The 16,917-nt window shown below is 65.7% G+C and carries 14 protein-coding genes; 8 read left to right on the top strand and 6 right to left on the bottom strand.

The window, feature by feature from the left end; all coding sequences use genetic code 11:
* Positions 1 to 3 precede the first annotated feature (3 nt).
* Positions 4 to 690, bottom strand: a complete 687-nt coding sequence (locus ACSFA3_RS18050) for a Fe2+-dependent dioxygenase (RefSeq protein ID WP_435506853.1) — start codon at positions 688 to 690, stop codon at positions 4 to 6.
* A gap of 30 nt (positions 691 to 720) precedes the next feature.
* The gene (locus ACSFA3_RS18045) at positions 721 to 3,063 is read right to left on the bottom strand and encodes a TonB-dependent receptor (protein WP_435506852.1); all 2,343 of its coding nucleotides are present in this window, start codon (positions 3,061 to 3,063) and stop codon (positions 721 to 723) included.
* Positions 3,064 to 3,467: 404 nt separating this feature from the next.
* Between ACSFA3_RS18045 and ACSFA3_RS18040 the strand changes: the two genes are divergently transcribed.
* The 7 genes from ACSFA3_RS18040 to ACSFA3_RS18010 all read left to right on the top strand — a co-directional run bounded on the left by ACSFA3_RS18040 (position 3,468) and on the right by ACSFA3_RS18010 (position 11,959).
* Positions 3,468 to 4,802: an AmpG family muropeptide MFS transporter gene (locus ACSFA3_RS18040; RefSeq protein ID WP_435506851.1), complete on the top strand. Its 1,335-nt coding sequence runs from the start codon at positions 3,468 to 3,470 to the stop codon at positions 4,800 to 4,802.
* 120 nt (positions 4,803 to 4,922) lie between these two features.
* Positions 4,923 to 6,161 carry a beta-ketoacyl-[acyl-carrier-protein] synthase family protein gene (locus ACSFA3_RS18035; protein WP_435506850.1) on the top strand — a complete coding sequence of 413 codons (1,239 nt, stop codon included), beginning with the start codon at positions 4,923 to 4,925 and terminating at the stop codon, positions 6,159 to 6,161.
* Positions 6,158 to 6,976: a beta-ketoacyl synthase chain length factor gene (locus ACSFA3_RS18030; protein WP_435506849.1), complete on the top strand. Its 819-nt coding sequence runs from the start codon at positions 6,158 to 6,160 to the stop codon at positions 6,974 to 6,976. Before ACSFA3_RS18035 ends, ACSFA3_RS18030 begins: the two co-directional genes overlap by 4 nt.
* Positions 6,977 to 6,990: 14 nt before the next feature.
* Entirely contained in the window at positions 6,991 to 8,691 is a 1,701-nt protein-coding gene (locus ACSFA3_RS18025) for an NAD(P)/FAD-dependent oxidoreductase (protein ID WP_435506848.1), read from the top strand.
* A 106-nt stretch (positions 8,692 to 8,797) separates the two neighbouring features.
* Positions 8,798 to 9,520, top strand: coding sequence for a response regulator (locus ACSFA3_RS18020; RefSeq protein WP_435506847.1), 723 nt, complete (start codon positions 8,798 to 8,800; stop codon positions 9,518 to 9,520).
* Positions 9,521 to 9,536: 16 nt separating this feature from the next.
* Positions 9,537 to 10,718, top strand: a complete 1,182-nt coding sequence (locus ACSFA3_RS18015; protein WP_435506846.1) for a sensor histidine kinase — start codon at positions 9,537 to 9,539, stop codon at positions 10,716 to 10,718.
* 14 nt (positions 10,719 to 10,732) lie between these two features.
* Entirely contained in the window at positions 10,733 to 11,959 is a 1,227-nt protein-coding gene (locus tag ACSFA3_RS18010; RefSeq protein WP_435506845.1) for an O-antigen ligase family protein, read from the top strand.
* A 1-nt stretch (position 11,960) separates the two neighbouring features.
* Here the strand turns inward: ACSFA3_RS18010 and ACSFA3_RS18005 are convergent, their stop codons facing one another.
* Positions 11,961 to 12,185, bottom strand: a complete 225-nt coding sequence (locus tag ACSFA3_RS18005) for a zinc-finger domain-containing protein (protein ID WP_435506844.1) — start codon at positions 12,183 to 12,185, stop codon at positions 11,961 to 11,963.
* Between the two features lie 5 nt (positions 12,186 to 12,190).
* Positions 12,191 to 13,144, bottom strand: a complete 954-nt coding sequence (locus tag ACSFA3_RS18000; RefSeq protein ID WP_435506843.1) for a branched-chain amino acid transaminase — start codon at positions 13,142 to 13,144, stop codon at positions 12,191 to 12,193.
* 149 nt (positions 13,145 to 13,293) lie between these two features.
* Between ACSFA3_RS18000 and ACSFA3_RS17995 the strand changes: the two genes are divergently transcribed.
* Entirely contained in the window at positions 13,294 to 14,304 is a 1,011-nt protein-coding gene (locus ACSFA3_RS17995; protein WP_435506842.1) for a recombination-associated protein RdgC, read from the top strand.
* A 501-nt stretch (positions 14,305 to 14,805) separates the two neighbouring features.
* Here ACSFA3_RS17995 and ACSFA3_RS17990 read toward each other — a convergent pair.
* Positions 14,806 to 15,216, bottom strand: a complete 411-nt coding sequence (locus ACSFA3_RS17990; protein ID WP_435506841.1) for a glycerate kinase — start codon at positions 15,214 to 15,216, stop codon at positions 14,806 to 14,808.
* 45 nt (positions 15,217 to 15,261) lie between these two features.
* The gene (gene radA, locus ACSFA3_RS17985; protein WP_435506840.1) at positions 15,262 to 16,650 is read right to left on the bottom strand and encodes a DNA repair protein RadA; all 1,389 of its coding nucleotides are present in this window, start codon (positions 16,648 to 16,650) and stop codon (positions 15,262 to 15,264) included.
* Between the last annotated feature and the right edge of the window lie 267 nt (positions 16,651 to 16,917).

The raw sequence follows: 16,917 nt of genomic DNA, 5'->3' as shown, positions 1-16,917 counted from the left end.
CAGCTAGACGTCCAGCCACATCCGCAGAAGGTTGTGATAGGTGCTGGTGAGCCCGATCACACCGGCATCGGACTCGCCGTAAGCGCTGCGCAGGTGCCGCAGGTGGTTGTCCATGTCGAACAGCAGGCGTCGCTGCTCGTCGCTGCGCACCATGCTCTGGATCCAGAAATAGCTCGCCACCCGACGTCCGCGCGTGACCGGAAGCACCCGATGCACGCTGGTGCCGGGGTAAAGCACCATGTCGCCGGCAGCCAGCTTGACGCGCTGTTCGCCGAAGGTGTCCTCGATGACGAGTTCGCCGCCGTCGTAATCTGCCGGGTCGGACAGGAACACGGTGCAGGAAATGTCGGTGCGCACGCGCCCCGAACCGTCGCGCAGGAAGCGCACGGCGCTGTCGACGTGATTGCCGAAGCTGTTCGCGCTGCCGCCATAGCGGTTGATGAGCGGCGGCGAGATCTGCTTGGGCAGTGCAGCCGAAAAGAAGACCTGGTGCCGCTCGAGCCCGCGCAGCAGCAGTTGCTGCAGGGCGCGCGTGGCATCGCAGTCTTCCCGCAGCTGCTCGTTGTTCTTGGCTTTGGCGGACTGCTCGCCCGCCGTCAGCCGGCCGTCCTCCCATGGCGCACTTTTCAGGATATCCCTCGCCTGCACCAGTTCGGCAGGGGAGAGTACTTCGCGAATCTGCAGCAGCATGGAAAGACGGCCTTCTGGAAACTCAGAGACTCAGAACCGCGCCCCGATCGTGAACAGCACGGTACGGGCCGTGCCGGCGATCGCAAAGCCCGGGTACAGCTGGTCGCCGTAGAGCTTGTTGGTGATGTTGGTCACGTTGACCTGCGCGTACAGGTCGGGCGTGAACTTGTACTCGGCCATGATGTCGCTGACCACATAGCCGGGCGTGCTGTTCGCAAGGCTGGCAGCACCTGTGTTGCCGGCCAGCGGGCGATTCTCCGACGCGCCGCGCAAGCCGCCGCCGAAACGCAGCTTGGGCGTCGCCTGATAGCTGATCCACATCGCGCCGGTCTGCTTCGGCGTCAGGCCGACGCGCGAACCGACGAGGCCGGGAGCAGGCGTGCTGCCGGCTGCGTCGATGCTCGCCTTTGGGATGTACGAATACGACGCATAGACCTCCCACTGCGGCGTCAGCCGGCCGACGACGTCGAGCTCCACACCTTGCGAATGGCGCTTGCCGGACAGCAGGAAAGAGTTGTTCGCGAAGTCGGAGTCGGTGGTGCGCTCGTTGGTCTTCTCGGTGCGGAAGATCGCCGCGCGGGTCGACAGCTTGCCGTCGAGCCAGTCGAGCTTGGCGCCGATCTCGATGTTGCGGCTCTTCTCCGGCGCGGTGTTCGCGGTTTGCGGCGAGACGTACTGGTACGTGTCGGCAGACGAGTTGAAGGAGGTGCTGTACGACAGGTGGTACGACTGGACGGCCGAAGGCTGGAACAGCACGCCCGCGCGGTAGCTCCAGGCGCCTTGCGACAGGCTGGTGCTCGCGATGGCCGGCGTGGCGCTGCCCGGACGGTAGACCTGGTTGCCGCCGACGCAGTTGTTGACCGGCGTGGCGACGTTGCTGCCCGCAGCGACGTTGCCGGCTGCAACGCGCGTGACGCAAGACGGGTTGGTGTAGGCGTACTGGTCGAAGTCGCCGCTCAGGCGGTCGTAGCGGACACCGCCGAGCACCTTCCAGTACGGCGAGACCTGCACCAGATCCTGGAAGTAGGCACCGAAGGACTTGGCCGAGTAACCGCTCGACTGGCGGAAGATCGGTTCCCGACCCGTTCCGACCAGTCCGGCGCCGTCGTTCGAGTTGCCGACCAGCGTGTTCGGCCGCGTGCCCAGGCCGCGACCGAGGATCGCGTTGTTGGTGAACGCGTCGTTCTGGTAGCGCTCTGCTTCTTCCTTGGAGCCGTCGATGCCGGCCAGGAACGAATGCTTGGTCGAGCCCCAGTCGAGCTGCTTGCTGTAGTCGCTCTGGACGTACGTGCCCTTGTATTCGTCCTTGCGCGGCTGCAGGCCGGCACGCGTGAGGATCGTGGCGTCGCTGAAGTTGGCGACCGTCGTCGGCTGGCCGAGCGTGGTGCCAGCGCCGGCTGCCGTGGACCACTGGTTGCGCTTGAAAGTGCCGCTGCGGAACTGGGTTCGCAGTTCGCTGCCGTCGTCGAAGATATGGTTCCACGACGCATTTCCGTACGTCGCCTTGCCTTCCAGCACGTCTGCCTGGGTGCCGTAGAAAGTACCCGGCCGCGTCGGCGCCAGCGTTCCGAGGCTGCCCACGACCGGGGCGCCCGTCGTCGCGTTGTAGCCGGTGATGCCGGTCCGCCCGGTGGCTACCCAGCGCATGGCCGAAACCGGCACGTTGTCAGTATTCAGGTGGTAGAGCCCGACGTTGAACTCGTCGCGGGTGCCCAGGCCCCAGCTGTAGCTCGGCGCGATGCCGTATTTGTCGATCTTGGCGCCGTTGTTGTCGGCCTTGTTCCACATCGCGTTCAGGCGGAAAGCGGAGTCTTCGCCCAGGCGCTTGTTGACGTCGGCGGTGCCGCGGTAGTAGCCGCGCGAACCGACGGTGCCGACCAGGTCGGTCTGGTCGGCCAGCAGCGGTTTCTTGGTTACCTGGTTGATCACGCCGCCCGTTGATCCACGGCCGAAGATCATCGAGGCCGAACCGCGCAGCACCTCGATCCGGTCGAGATTGAAGGTGTCGCGTTCGTATTGCGACGGATCGCGCATGCCGTCGATCAGCAGGTCGCCGGTGGTCGCGACCGGGAAGCCGCGCAGGCGGATGTCCTGGTCGGTGCCGTTCTCGGTCGCGGCGAAGGTGATGCCGGCCGAGTAATGGAGCGCGTCCTTGAGCGTGTCGAGCTTGACGTCGTCGATCAGCTTCTCGGTGATCACGTTGATCGACTGCGGTATGTCGCGGATGTCCTGCGTGCCCTTGCCGATGCTGGTGCGCTTGGTCTGGACCTGGTCCTTGCCCTGGATTTCGGCCTGCTCGATCACGGTCACGGTGCCGAGCGTATTGCCGACGGGTGCAGTCTGGGCCCAGCCGCTCACGGAGGCGGCGAGCATCAGCGCGCCGAAAGGCAGGGTCGACTGATCTCGCAGGAGGCTCGAGCGCGATGCGACCGTTGCCGGTCGGGAAGCAGAAGCAGAAGCAGAAGCAGAAGCAGAAGCAGAAGCAGTAGAAGTGCGTCGCGAGGCGCGCGCGGAATGACGGGCAGACTTGGCCAAGATTTCCTCCAGTCCCACACGATGAGTGGGTTGTTGACGACTGGCTGAGTGCACCGATGCGTGCTCTTTGGCTTGCCTTGTTTTAGAACCTTGGCATTTTTATGTAAACGTCTGCATCCAGCACGTAAAGGTCCGAATTTTTTTGTTTCTGCGCTCAAGCTGTTGTCTCGATGCAACTAGTTCGCGTTCGCAACGCCTGCCCGTCGCGGCAATATTCGGCAGTCGCGCACACTGGCGTCCAAATGTCCGCCCCTCAAGCCTCCACCGCCCCCTCCATGTCCTGGCGAGACGCCCTCAAGGTCTACACCGAGCCGGCCACGCTGCGCATGCTGGCGCTCGGCTTCTCGGCCGGCCTGCCGCTGCTGCTGGTTCTCGGCACGCTGAGCTTCCGCCTGCGCGAAGCCGGCGTCGCGCGCACGGACATCGGCTATCTGAGCTGGGTCGGGCTGGTCTATGCGTTCAAGTGGGTCTGGGCACCGCTGGTCGACCGCCTGCCGATTCCGCTGCTCACGCGCGCGATGGGTCGCCGCCGCAGCTGGCTGCTGCTTGCGCAGGCGCTGGTGATCGGCGGGCTGGTCGGCATGGCGGTGAGCGATCCGCGCGCCGGGTTGCTGCCGCTGGTCTGGTGCGCGCTGCTGGTGGCTTTCGGTTCGGCGACGCAGGACATCGCGCTCGACGCCTTCCGCATCGAATCGGCCGAAACACGCAAGCAGGCCGCGCTGGCTGCCGCCTACCAGACCGGCTACCGGCTGGCGATGATCTGGGCCGGCGCCGGCGTCCTGTGGATCGCCGCCTGGACCGAGCTTGCCGGCACCTCCGGCTACCAGAATCTCGGCTGGCGGGCAGCGTACTTCACGATGGCGGCATCGATGGCGGTCGGCGTGCTGACGGTGCTGGTTTCCGCCGAACCTGTGATGCGCGAGTTGTCCAGGCCCCGCAACGCCGCCGAATGGCTGCATGACGTGCTGATCGCGCCGTTCGCGGATTTCATCACCCGCTACAAGTGGCAGGCGGCGTTGATCCTGTCGCTGATTGCGGTCTACCGGATCAGCGACGTCGTGATGGGCATCATGGCCAATCCTTTCTACGTCGACATGGGCTTCACCAAGGACGAGGTGGCCACGGTCAGCAAGGTCTACGGCGTCGTCATGACGCTGGCCGGCGCGTTTCTGGGCGGCGTGCTGTCGATGCGCTTCGGCGTCATGCGGGTGCTGATGCTGGGCGCCGTGCTCAGCGCCGCCAGCAATCTGCTGTTCGCGCTGCTGGCTTCGCGCGGCCACGACCTGACGATGCTGGTCTTCGTGGTGTCGGCCGACAACCTGGCCGGCGGCATCGCATCGGCGGCTTTCATCGCGTACCTGTCGAGCCTGACGAACATCAGCTATTCGGCCACGCAATACGCGCTCTTCAGCTCGCTGATGCTGCTGCTGCCCAAATTCCTTGCCGGCTATTCGGGCGTTTTCGTCGACACCTGGGGTTATGCGCCTTTCTTCGTCGGCACCGCCGCGCTCGGCGTACCGGCATTGCTGCTGGTCGCTCTGGCAGCACGATTCCAGCGGGCGCCCAAGGAAGACTGACGGCGGTTGAGGGGGCTTGTCGGCTATCGAGGGAACGGCGCTTTCAGCTGTTAGGCTGCGCTTTTGTATGCGCTTCTTCCTACGTCTTTTGGCGTTCCTTCATCTTTTCCTCCTACAACTGTGCCGTCACGCATTCCTCCCCTTCAGATCAGCGCCTACACCGCGACTTCGGCCGTCGGTGTGGGCAAGGCGTCGCTGTTCGACGCGCTCGAAAACTCCCGGAGCGGCCTGCGCGCCAACGACTTCGGTGACGGCACCGATCGCACGCCGCTGCCGACGTGGATCGGCCGCGTCGACGGCCTCGAAGAATTGCGGCTGCCGGAATCCCTGGCGTCGTGGGATTGCCGCAACAACCGCCTGGCCTGGCTCGGCTTGCAGGCGGACGGCTTCATGGACGCGGTTGCCAGGGCGCGCGACAAATATGGCGCTTCACGCGTCGCGCTGATCGTCGGCACCTCCACTTCGAGCATCGGAGAAACCGAGGCCGCGTACACGAATCTCGACGCCGACGGCACCTTCTCCGCCGACCAGCACCGGCCGCTGGTGCACACGCCGCATTCGCTGGCGATGTTCCTGCAGCAGGCACTCGGCCTCGAAGGCCCCAGCGAGACGATTTCCACTGCCTGCTCGTCGAGCGGAAAGGTGTTCGCCTCGGCCGAACGGCTGATCCGCCTCGGCCTGATCGACGCTGCGGTGGTCGGCGGCGTCGACACCCTCTGCGGCAGCGTGCTGTACGGCTTCAACTCGCTGGAACTGGTGTCGCCCGCCCCGTGCAAGCCTTTCGACGCGACGCGCGACGGCATCAGCCTGGGCGAAGCGGCGGGATTCGCGCTTGTCGAGCGCGCCGTAGACGCCCAAGATGGCGAAGACGCCTGTACGGCCGATTCGCTCTACCTGCTCGGCTACGGCGAAGCCAGCGATGCACACCACATGTCGACGCCGCATCCCGAAGGCCTGGGCGCCGAACGCGCGCTCGACGAAGCACTTGCGCGCGCCGGCATCTCGACCGACGCGATCGACTACATCAACATGCACGGCACGGCCAGCACCAAGAACGACGAAGTCGAAGGCGCGCTCGTGACGCGCCGCTTCCCGGAAAGCATCCACGCCAGCTCGACCAAGGGCTTCACCGGCCACACGCTCGGCGCTGCCGGCATCGTCGAGGCAGCGATCAGCCTTCTCGCGCTGGAAACCGGCCTGATGCCCGGCACCGTGAATACCACCGTGCTGGACAGCGATTGCGGTCCGCAGATCAAGCTGAAGCCGGCGCACGGCGATGTCCGCCGCGTGCTGTCGAATTCTTTCGGCTTCGGCGGCAACAACTGCTCCCTCATCTTCGGCAAGGGAGCGCAGGCATGAACTCCCCGGTGAAGGCACCTACCCTCTATATAGAAGGCCCCGCTTTCTGGGCGCCCAGCCTTCCCGGCTGGGACATTGCCCGCGCCGCCTTCAACGGCACCGGCGCGCCGACCGATCCGCCGGCCAAGCGCCCGTCGCCGCAGGTGCTCGCCCCGGCAGAGCGCCGCCGCGCGCCGGACACTGTCGCGCTCGCGCTCGAAGTCGCGGCCGGCGCTATCGCCGCCTCCGGCCGCAATGCCAGGGATCTGCCCTGCGTCTTCGCTTCGGCGCACGGCGATCTCGGCATCAACGATTACATGTGCAGCACGCTGGCAAGCGATCCGACCATGCTGTCGCCGATCAAGTTCCACAACTCTGTGCACAACGCGGCCGTCGGCTACTGGACCATCGGCACCGGCTGCATGGCAGCGAGCAATTCGCTCTCCGCCTACGAAGCGACGTTTGCCTCGGGCTTCCTGGAAGCTGCGGCTCAATGTGCGGCCGACGAAGAAGCCGTACTGCTGGTCGGCTACGACATGCCGTCCGTCGGCGCGCTGTCGTCGGTGACGACCAGCCGCGGTCTGCTGGCGGTGGCGCTGGTGGTTTCGCCGACGCGCACCGAGCGCACCGTCGCGGCTTTCGACTGGTCGCTGGAATCGGGCGCTGCGGAGCCCATCACGCCGCAATCCGAAGCCGCGCAGGCGTTGAGCGCCAATTCGATGGCCGATGCACTGCCGCTTTACGAGGCCCTGGCCGGCGGCAGGAACATCGCCGCGCTGTCGCTGCCGCTTTCTGCCCGACTCTCGCTGCGCCTGCAGCTGCATTTCACCGACTGAACCCGAACGCCGCCATGACCGTCACGCCCGAGCTTTCCGCCGCAACCGCAGTTTCCGACGCCGGACCGACGCATCGCCACGACGTCGTCATCATGGGTGGCGGTCTCGCAGGCCTGACGCTGGCGCTGCAGCTCAAGCGTCAGTTCGAAGGCATCGACGTGCTGGTGCTCGAACGCCGTTCGCATCCGGTGCCGCACGCGACGCACAAGGTCGGCGAATCGTCGGTCGAGATCGGCGCGCATTACTTCGACACGGTGCTGGGCCTGAAGCCACACCTGCAAGGCGAGCAGCTGCGCAAGTTCGGCTTCCGCTTCTTCTTCAGCGAAGGCCGGCGCGACATCGACCAGGTGACCGAAATCGGCGCCAGCCGCTACCTGTCGGTGCCGAGCTACCAGATCGACCGCGGCATCTTCGAGAACTACCTGGCCGAAGAAGCGGAACGCCGTGGCGTGCGCTTCATCGATCATGCGATGGTGCGCGACATCGAGCTCTCCGAAGACGCGCATACGCCACACCGCCTCGGCTGGACGCAGGACGGCACGCGCCACACCATCGAGACGCGCTGGCTGGTCGACGCCTGCGGCCGCGCCGGCATCATCAAGCGCAAGCTGGGACTCGCAGAGCCGAATGCGCATGATGTCAACGCCGTCTGGTTTCGCATCGGCAACCGCATCACGCTCGACGACTGGAGCGACGATGCCGAATGGCAGGCGCGCTGCGACCCGCGGGCGCGCTGGCAGTCGACCAACCATCTGGTCGGCGCGGGCTACTGGGTCTGGCTGATCCCGCTGGCTTCGGGTTCGCATTCGGTCGGCATCGTCGCCGACCCCAAATTTCATGCCCTGGAAACCATCGACACCTTCGACAAGGCGATGGACTGGTTCGAGAAGTACCAGCCGCGTCTGTTCGACGAGCTCGACGGCCAGCGCGACAAGTTGCAGGACTTCGCTTTCTTCCGCAAGTTTTCTTATGGCTGCAAGCAGGTGTTCTCGGGTCAGCGCTGGGCGCTGACCGGCGAGGCCGGTCTTTTCCTCGACCCGTTCTATTCGCCGGGCAGCGACTTCATCGCCATCGGCAACACCTACATCTGCGACCTGATCGCGCACGATCGCGCCGGCCACTCGGTCGAGGCACGCGCGCAGCTCTACGACCAGATCTACCAATCGTTCTACGAGAGCACGCTCGCCCTCTACCAGGACCAATACGCGCTTTTCGGCGATCCGGAAGTGCTGCCCGTGAAAGTGATCTGGGACTACACCTACTACTGGGGCGTGCTCTCGCAGATCTTCTTCCACGATCGCCTGACCGATCTGGCGCTGCTCGGCGGCCTCAAGGAAGAACTGCTGCACTGCCAGCAGCTGAACGTGGCGGTGCAGGATTTCCTTCGAGCGTGGTCTGGCATGAGCGAGAAGCGGAATCGCGCGGTCATGCTCGACCAGGCCGCGCTGCCGTGGTTCGCGGAACTCAACAGCAGCCTGAACGACAAGCTCGACGATGCGGCCTTCACGGCGCGTCTGCGCGCCTCGGTCGCCCAGCTTCGTCAGTTGGCGAGCGAGATACTGGAGCGCGCCCGTTCGGAGCATCCGGGGCTCGAAGGCGGTGCACTGCAGGCGTTGCTCGATACGCCGATGCCCGCAGTGCCGGCGGGTCAGGTCGATCCGGCCATCGAAGCCGCACGCATGCCGATGCTTTTCGAAGTCGCCGAAGCTGCTTGAAGGCGATTGAGGCCGCTTGAAGCCGCTTGAGCCCTTCCAGGCTCGGCGTGCCCGTTTACCCCAGCTTTACGGAGCGTTCAAGCCGCGTTGCCGGCCACGACACAAGATGGCACGCATGAGCACTCCCCAACTCCTGATGATCGAAGACGACGCGCGCCTTGCGCAGATGGTGAGCGAATACCTCACGCAGTCGGGCTTCGGCGTCGCGCATGCAGCGGACGGCATTTCGGGCATCGAGATGCTGCAGCAGCACGCGCCCGACCTGGTCGTCCTCGATCTGATGCTTCCCGACATCGACGGGCTCGAAGTCTGCCGCCGCATCCGCGCGCTGCCGGGTGCGCTGGCCAAGGTGTCGATCCTGATGCTCACGGCCAAGGGCGACCCGATGGACCGCATCATCGGCCTTGAAATCGGCGCCGACGACTACCTCCCGAAGCCTTTCGAGCCGCGCGAACTGCTGGCACGCATCCGTGCCGTGCTGCGCCGCCGCAGCGACGGTCCGAGCGAAACGGCCGAAGCGACGCTGATGCGTTTCGGCACGCTCGAGATCGACCGCAACGCACGCACCGTCACCGTGGGTGGCGCGCCGACCGAACTCACGTCCTACCAGTTCGACCTGCTGGTCGCCATGGCCGAGCGCGCCGGCCGCGTGCTCACCCGCGACCAGATCATGGAAGCCGTGCGCGGCCGCGAACTGGAAGCCTTCGACCGCTCGATCGACGTCCACATGGGCCGCATCCGCGCCGCCATCGAGGTCGATGCCAAGACACCGAAACGCATCCTGACGGTGCGCGGCGTCGGCTACGTCTTCGCCAAACAGCAGGACTGACGGGCGGAGCGACCGGATGATCGGCCTGTTCACCCGCCACCTCTACGTCCGCATCTGGCTCGCGGTGCTGGCCGGCGTCGCCGTCGTCACGCTGGCCGCCGGCTGGGCCTGGCAGATGACCGAAGCACAGCGCAGCGCGCCGCTGCCTCGCGAAGTGGTCGTCAGGGATACGCAGGATCGCGTGATCGGCACCGGCCAATCGCAGCGGACGCGAAGTCCGACCGGCGAGCCGGAGTTCAACATCACGCTCAAGGACGGGCAAGCGTTCCAGCTTCAGTTCGGCCCGCGCCTGGAACGCGGCGGCGGCCCGCCGCCTTGGGTCAGGCCGCAAAGCGGCTTCTTCTGGTTGCTCGGGCTGGTCGGCCTGGCGGTGGCGATCGGCCTTTTCCCCATCGTCCGCCGTCTCACCCAGCGGCTCGAAGTCCTGCAGCGCGGCGTTCAGCGCTGGGGCGAAGGCGACCTGACGGTACGTGTGCCGGAGGACGGCCAGGACGAGATCGCCGATCTGGCACGGCGCTTCAACGCCGCTGCCGGCCGCATCGAGACGCTGGTTCGCTCGCACAAGTCGCTGCTGGCCAATGCCTCCCACGAACTGCGCTCGCCGCTCACGCGCATCCGCATGGGTCTCGAACTGATGGGCGACCGGCCAAGCCCCGGTGCGCGGGACGAGATCGCCCGCAACATCGGCGAACTCGACCAGTTGATCGACGAGATCCTGCTGGCCAGCCGGCTCGATGCGAGCGAGGCCGACATGGGCACCATCGAATCGGTCGACCTCACCGGGCTCTGCGCCGAGGAATGCGCCCGCGTCGACGCCGAACTGGACCTGCGCGAAGGCACCGACAGCGCCGCGCTGACCGTGCGCGGCGTATCGCGGCTGCTGCGTCGCGCGATCCGCAATCTGCTGGAAAACGCGCGCCGCTACGGCGAGGGCGAGATCTCCGTGCTGCTGGATGCGACAGACCATGTCGCGCGCATCCACGTCAACGACCGCGGACCCGGCGTGCCGGCCGCGTTGCGCGACCGCATCTTCGAGCCGTTCTATCGTCTGCCGGGTGCCAGCGAGCGCAACGGCGGCGTCGGGCTCGGGTTGGCGCTGGTGAAGTCCATCACCGAGCGGCATGGCGGTTCGGTGCATTGCGAGGACCGTCCGGGCGGCGGTGCCAGCTTCGTGATCACCCTGAAACGCGCCGAATAAAATCGGGCGCATCTATGCAGAGATCGCAATTCGTCGGCCCAGCGGCCATGTTCTGGGGGCTGGCGGTGTTTGCGCCGGTCGGCGTCAACTACCTCGCCGCCCTTCTTCTTCTGATTTCGATGGCCGCTGCCGGCAACCTGCGCGAGCGGGCGTCGCGTGTGCGCGCCTCGCCGCTGTGGTGGCCGATCGTCGCGTACATCGTCTGGACGCTGGTGGTGCTGGCGATCCAGCCGCACTATCCGCAAACGCCGTCGAACCTCTGGCACGGCATGCGCATCGCGCTGACGATGCTGATGGCGATCGCGCTGACGCGCGACGAAGCTGTCGCCTCCGTACGCGGTTTCTTCGTCATCGCGTTCATCAGCATCGCGATCGTGCTGCTCTACCGAACTGTCGGCTTTCCGCTGGCCGGGCTGTGGCGGGCGACGCTGATCGTCGAGGGCAACAAGTCGATCAACAACGCGCTGCTGTTCACCTTGCTGGGCGCGACCGGTGCCGTGATCGGGCTGGCGCAATTCGACGCGCCGGGCAGACACCGGCTGCGATGGGCGATGGCGGCGTTCTCCGTGACGGCGATGGCGGGGCTGATCGTGACGCTATGGCTGGTTTCGCGTACGTCGCTGCTGGCGCTGCTGGTTGCGGTGCCGGCGGCATGCGTGCATCAGTGGCGACGGCAGCTGCGCGTGCTCGCCATTGCGCTGCTTCTCGGCGGAGCAGTGGCTGCCGTCGGACTGTGGCAATCGCCGCAGGTGCAGCAGAAGGTCGAACTCGGGATGCAGGAGATCGAGGCCGCGCAGGCGGGTACGGTATCGGAGGGCAGCTGGGTGGTGCGCTACTACATGTACCGCGACACGGCGCGCATGGTGATCGACAAGCCGCTGGCCGGCTGGGGCATCGGCGGCTGGACGAAGCAGTGGCACCTGCGCGGCCCGGCGTTGTTGTCAAACTACAACATGCCGCACAACGATTTCCTGTGGATGGGCGCGCAAAGCGGCATCCCGGGTGCGCTGACGCTGCTGGTCATCCTGCTGACCGGGCTCTGGCATTGCTGGAAGCGCAGCGACTTTGCCGGGCGGATGGGCTTCGTCGCGATTCTGGTGATGACGATCGCGACCAGCGTGAATTCGGCGATGCGCGATGCGCAGATCGGGCTGAGCCTTCTGTGGGTCAGCTTCGTCTACCTGCGGCTGGCGCAGGAGCCGGGTTCGCCGTGGCACGAGATGCTGCCACGGCGCTTTTGACTCAGTGGCGGTGCGCCGTCGTCTCGCCGGCCTTGAGCCGGTAGACGGTGCCGCAATACGGGCACTTGGCTTCGCCCGAGTGCGCGACGTCGAGGTACACCTTTGGATGGGTGTTCCAGAGCTTCATGTCGGCCTTGGGGCTCGGGCAGTAGACGCCGCCCTGGTGGTTCAGGTCGAGCGCGCGGAGTTCGACGACGGCGGCGGCCTTGAGGTTGGAGGCAGTCATGCGGTTCACACTTTCGAGAGCCAGTGGGCGTACTTGGGATTCTTGCCGTTCACGATGTCGAAGAACGCGCTCTGGATCTTCTCGGTGATCGGGCCGCGGGAGCCGCCGTCGCCTCGGTCGCCGATCTCGATGCGGTCGAGTTCGCGGATCGGCGTGACTTCGGCGGCGGTGCCGGTGAAGAACGCTTCGTCGGCGATGTAGACCTCGTCGCGCGTGATGCGCTTCTGCACGAGTTCGACCCCGAGGTCCTTGCAGATGTGCAGGATGGTGTTGCGGGTGATGCCGTTGAGCGCGCCGGCCGAAAGGTCGGGCGTGTAGACCACGCCGCCCTTGATCACGAACACGTTCTCGCCAGCGCCTTCGGACACGAAGCCGCTCGCGTCGAGCAGCAGCGCCTCGTCATAGCCGTCGTCCAGCGCTTCCATGTTGGCCAGGATCGAATTGGTGTAGTTGCTGACCGCCTTGGCCTGCGTCATGGTGATGTTCACGTGATGGCGCGTGTAGCTCGACGTCTTCACGCGGATGCCGTGACGCATGCCTTCTTCACCCAGGTACGCACCCCAGGCCCAGGCCGCGACCATCGCGTGGATGGTGTTGCCGCGCGGGCTGACACCGAGCTTCTCGGAACCGATCCAGACCAGCGGGCGCAGGTAGCAGCTTTCGAGCTTGTTCTCGCGCACGACCAGCTTTTGCGCCTCGTTCAGCTCTTCCTTGGTGAACGGAAGCTTCATGCGCAGGATCTTGGCGCTGTTGAACAGCCGATCCGTGTGCTCTTCGAGCCGGAAGATCGCCGTGCCGCCGTCGACCGTCTTGTAGGCCCGCACGCCTTCGAAAGCGCCGCAGCCGTAGTGCAGCGTATGGGAGAGCACGTGGACCTTGGCATCGCGCCATTCCACGAGTTGGCCATCCATCCAGATCTTGCCGTCACGGTCGTCCAGCGAAGGGGGTAACACGCTCATTCTTGGTCCTTTGTGGGGCAGATGCACTGCCGTCGGGTCGTGCCGATGGACGTCGGGTGACGTCGCAAAAGCTTTCGATTTTAGAGCGACAAGGCTTTCGGGCGCACCGACAATGGTCGGTTTTGCCAACCAGTCATCGAAGGGTTTCAGTGTCAGCATTCAAGAACGTCATCGTCTATCGCATCGAAGCTTCGTGGTCGCAGTCGCTCACGGATGCCGAGGAAAGCCTGGGATCGCAGCGTTTCGTGCCCTGCACGCCCTCGCAGGAAAAGTCCGCCGGATGGGTCGGTCCGCGCGGCGAGGAGAACGGTCTGCTGGTCGAATCCGTCGGCGGCCAGTGGATCCTCGAATACATGATCGAGGTCAAGTCGCTGCCCGGCTCGGTCGTGCGCCGCAAGGTCGACGAGCGCTGCGTGCAGATCGAGGCAAGCACGGGTCGAAAGCCCGGCAAGAAGGAAAAGAAGGAGCTCAAGGAAGACATCACGCACGAGCTGCTGCCGATGGCTTTCACCCGCCATGCGCGCATCGCGGTATGGATCGACCCGGCCGAGCGCCGGCTGGTCGTCAACGCCTCCAACGCGGCGCGCGCCGACGAAGTGGTGACGGCGCTGGTGAAGTCGCTCGACGGCTTCGCGGTGGCGCAGGTCAACACGCGCATCGAGCCGGCGGTCGCGATGTCGGAATGGCTCACCTCGCAGGAGCCGCCGGCCGGCTTCACCATCGACCGCGACTGCGAGCTCAAGGCGACCGACGAGTCGAAATCGGTGGTCCGCTATGCCAAGCACGCCCTCGACATCGACGAAGTCCGCCAGCACATCGCCGACGGCAAGCGCCCCACGCGGCTGGCCATGACCTGGGACGACCGCGTGTCCTTTGAACTCAGCGAAGCCATGCAGATCCGCAAAATCGTGTTCCTCGAAGGCACCGACAACGCAGCGGGATCGTCAAAGAAGGAAGACAACTTCGATGCGGATGCAGCCATCGCAACCGGGGAATTGGGACAGCTGGTGCCGGAGTTGCTGGAAGCGCTCGGCGGCGAAGCAGCGCTGACCGCGGCGATCGCGGAGTCGATGGAGAAGACGGTAGCTGCTGCAAAAGCGCCAGCAGCGTCGGGTGACAAGGCTGCAGCGACGGTGGACACGGACGACGCCCCGTTCTGAAGTTGCTGGTTGGTCTGGGGGTGGGGAGGGTCGCCGGCGGGTGGCTGAGGCTGGGGACGGCAGTCGCCACCGGTCCTTCGGACTTCGCTGCTGCGCCTCGGCTCGGGCGGGGTCCGCAGAAACTCGCTGCGCTCAGACATCTGCGGCCCTGATCCGCCCGAGCCCAGACGCATCCGCCGGAGGCTCAACAGCCGACCCCAGCCTCAGCCACCCACCGACGCCCCGGGGCACGACCGTTGTGCATCTCTCTCAGCAGCGAGCGCAACAGTTGCGCCACCCAAAGCCCGGTAGGTGAAGCGCTTGGGGCGACCCCTCTGCGCCGCTGAGGAGCGCAGCTTCAGGCGGATCAGGGCCAAAGCTGTCTGAGCGTGAACGAAGTGGAAGCGAGTTCTTTGGACCCCGCCTGAAGCGAGCACCGCAAGGCAGCCCGAAGGGCCGGCGCAGTGGGGTCGCCCCAAGCGCTTCACCTGCCGGGCGGCCCCAACCAGCGACCCACCCTGCCTACTCAGAAACGGAATCGGAAGCCACCGGCCGCACCAGTTCCCAGCTCTGCAACTTCCCCCCGTCGAACACCGCATCGACGAAAGAACCACCGCCGTCCGTCCACCGGTAATGCTCCGGCTGCTGATCCTTCGGCGAGCGCAACTCGCCGAGCGCCCGGGTCAGCGCCACCACATGCAGCAACGTCACGCCCTTCTTCAGCCTGGCATTCAGCATCACCGCGCTGTCGACATATCCGATCGGCCGGTTCGACGCCCGCTTGAGCGCCTGCATCGTGCGGTTGAAGTGCAGCAGCAGGAACATCACTATCGCGCCGGCAACCAGCGCAACGCCCGCCCATCCGTAGCTTCGATAAGCAAAACCGAGCAACACGAGACCGCCGAGCGGCACCAACACTTTCTGAAATTTCATGTCGGCGATTGTCGCTGCGGCCTATGCGGCCTTATGCGACCCGTTTCACTGCAACCGCCGCACCACATCCATCGCCTCTTCCACCCGCTCGACCGCATGGATTTCCAGCCCCTCGATCGGCTTTTTCGGCGCGTTCGACTTCGGCACCACCGCCACACTGAAGCCCAGCTTCGCCGCCTCGCGCAACCGCTCCTGCCCACGCGGCGCAGGCCGCACCTCGCCCGCCAGACCGACTTCGCCAAAAGCGATGAACCCCTTCGGCATCGGCTTGCCCCGCAGGCTCGACGAAATCGCCAGCATCACCGCAAGGTCCGCCGCCGGCTCGCTGATCCGCACCCCGCCGACCGCGTTGACGAACACATCCTGGTCCATGCAGGCCACGCCCGCATGGCGATGCAACACCGCCAGCAACATCGCCAGTCGGTCACGGTCCAGGCCGACCGAAAGACGGCGCGGACTCGGTCCGCCGTTGTCCACCAGCGCCTGGATCTCGACCAGCATCGGCCGCGTGCCTTCCAAAGTCACGAGTACGACGCTGCCGGGCACCGGCTCGCTGTGCTGACTCAGGAAGATCGCGCTGGGATTCGCCACGCCCTTCAGGCCACGCTCGGTCATCGCGAAGACGCCGATCTCGTTGACCGCACCAAATCGGTTCTTGATTGCGCGTACCAGCCGGAAGCTGGAATTGGTGTCGCCCTCGAAGTACAGCACCGTGTCGACCATGTGCTCCAGCACGCGCGGACCGGCCAGCGCGCCCTCCTTCGTCACGTGGCCGACCAGCACGATGGCGGTTCCGCTGGCCTTGGCGAAGCGCGTCAGGTGCGCTGCGCATTCGCGCACCTGCGCCACGGAGCCGGGCGCGGAAGTCAGCTGGTCGGAATACACCGTCTGAATCGAGTCGATCACGGCGATGGCGGGCCGGTGCGCATCGAGCGTGGCAATGATCTTCTCCAGCTGGATCTCGGGCAGCACCTGCACCTGCGAACGGTCCAGCCCCAGCCGGCGCGAGCGCATCGCGACCTGGGCGCCGCTCTCTTCGCCGGTGACGTAGAGTGCGTTCTGCCCGGCGCGCTGCAGCGCATCGACGGCCTGCAGCAGCAGCGTCGACTTGCCGATGCCGGGATCGCCGCCGATCAGCGTGACGCCGCCCGGAACGATGCCGCCGCCGAGCACGCGGTCGAGTTCATCGATGCCGGTGGACGTGCGGTCGATGTCGGTGGCTTCGATTTCCGACAGCACGGCCAGTTCGGCGGTGCCGGCCAATGCCGCAAAAGGCGCGCTGTAGCGGTTGTTGCCGCCGCCGCCTCCATTCGCAGATCCGGCGACCTGTTCGATCAGCGTGTTCCAGGCACCGCAAGCCGGGCACTTGCCCAGCCACTTCGCGCTGGTGCCGCCGCATTCTGAGCAGACGTAGTTTGTTTTTTCCTTGGCCATCGGTCGAGTGTAGGGATGGCGCCAGCCGCAGATCCTATTCAGGCGCCACTGGTGCCATTGCGCTTGAACCGCTGCTCGCGTTGCTTCGGCTGATCTGGTCATCCAAGCAATCTGCGCGCGCCTTTTGCAACGCGATTTTAAAGCCCCGAGAAATGATCACCGTCGACCGCAGGTCGGGCAAACGTTCCGGCTTCTTTGGATGGCGGTTTCAAGTCCCGAGCGCAACACTTTGGTTATTGAATGGAAGTCGGCTCTCGCGCAGCCATC

It is taken from the genome of Variovorax glucosi, from assembly GCF_051216695.1.
Taxonomy (GTDB): Bacteria; Pseudomonadota; Gammaproteobacteria; order Burkholderiales; family Burkholderiaceae_C; genus Variovorax.
The sequence above is the reverse complement of the archived record's forward strand: the minus strand, read 5'-3'. Positions and strand labels throughout refer to the sequence as shown.

Excerpts from the sequence above, each read along its gene's own strand:
- ACSFA3_RS18050 (WP_435506853.1), bottom strand. The coding sequence starts at position 690 with ATGCTGCTGCAGATTCGCGAAGTACTCTCCCCTGCCGAACTGGTGCAG.
- ACSFA3_RS18045 (WP_435506852.1), bottom strand. The coding sequence starts at position 3,063 with ATGCTCGCCGCCTCCGTGAGCGGCTGGGCCCAGACTGCACCCGTCGGC.
- ACSFA3_RS18040 (WP_435506851.1), top strand. The coding sequence starts at position 3,468 with ATGTCCGCCCCTCAAGCCTCCACCGCCCCCTCCATGTCCTGGCGAGAC.
- ACSFA3_RS18030 (WP_435506849.1), top strand. The coding sequence starts at position 6,158 with ATGAACTCCCCGGTGAAGGCACCTACCCTCTATATAGAAGGCCCCGCT.
- ACSFA3_RS18025 (WP_435506848.1), top strand. The coding sequence starts at position 6,991 with ATGACCGTCACGCCCGAGCTTTCCGCCGCAACCGCAGTTTCCGACGCC.
- ACSFA3_RS18020 (WP_435506847.1), top strand. The coding sequence starts at position 8,798 with ATGGCACGCATGAGCACTCCCCAACTCCTGATGATCGAAGACGACGCG.
- ACSFA3_RS18015 (WP_435506846.1), top strand. The coding sequence starts at position 9,537 with ATGATCGGCCTGTTCACCCGCCACCTCTACGTCCGCATCTGGCTCGCG.
- ACSFA3_RS18010 (WP_435506845.1), top strand. The coding sequence starts at position 10,733 with ATGCAGAGATCGCAATTCGTCGGCCCAGCGGCCATGTTCTGGGGGCTG.
- ACSFA3_RS18005 (WP_435506844.1), bottom strand. The coding sequence starts at position 12,185 with ATGACTGCCTCCAACCTCAAGGCCGCCGCCGTCGTCGAACTCCGCGCG.
- ACSFA3_RS18000 (WP_435506843.1), bottom strand. The coding sequence starts at position 13,144 with ATGAGCGTGTTACCCCCTTCGCTGGACGACCGTGACGGCAAGATCTGG.
- ACSFA3_RS17990 (WP_435506841.1), bottom strand. The coding sequence starts at position 15,216 with ATGAAATTTCAGAAAGTGTTGGTGCCGCTCGGCGGTCTCGTGTTGCTC.
- radA (WP_435506840.1), bottom strand. The coding sequence starts at position 16,650 with ATGGCCAAGGAAAAAACAAACTACGTCTGCTCAGAATGCGGCGGCACC.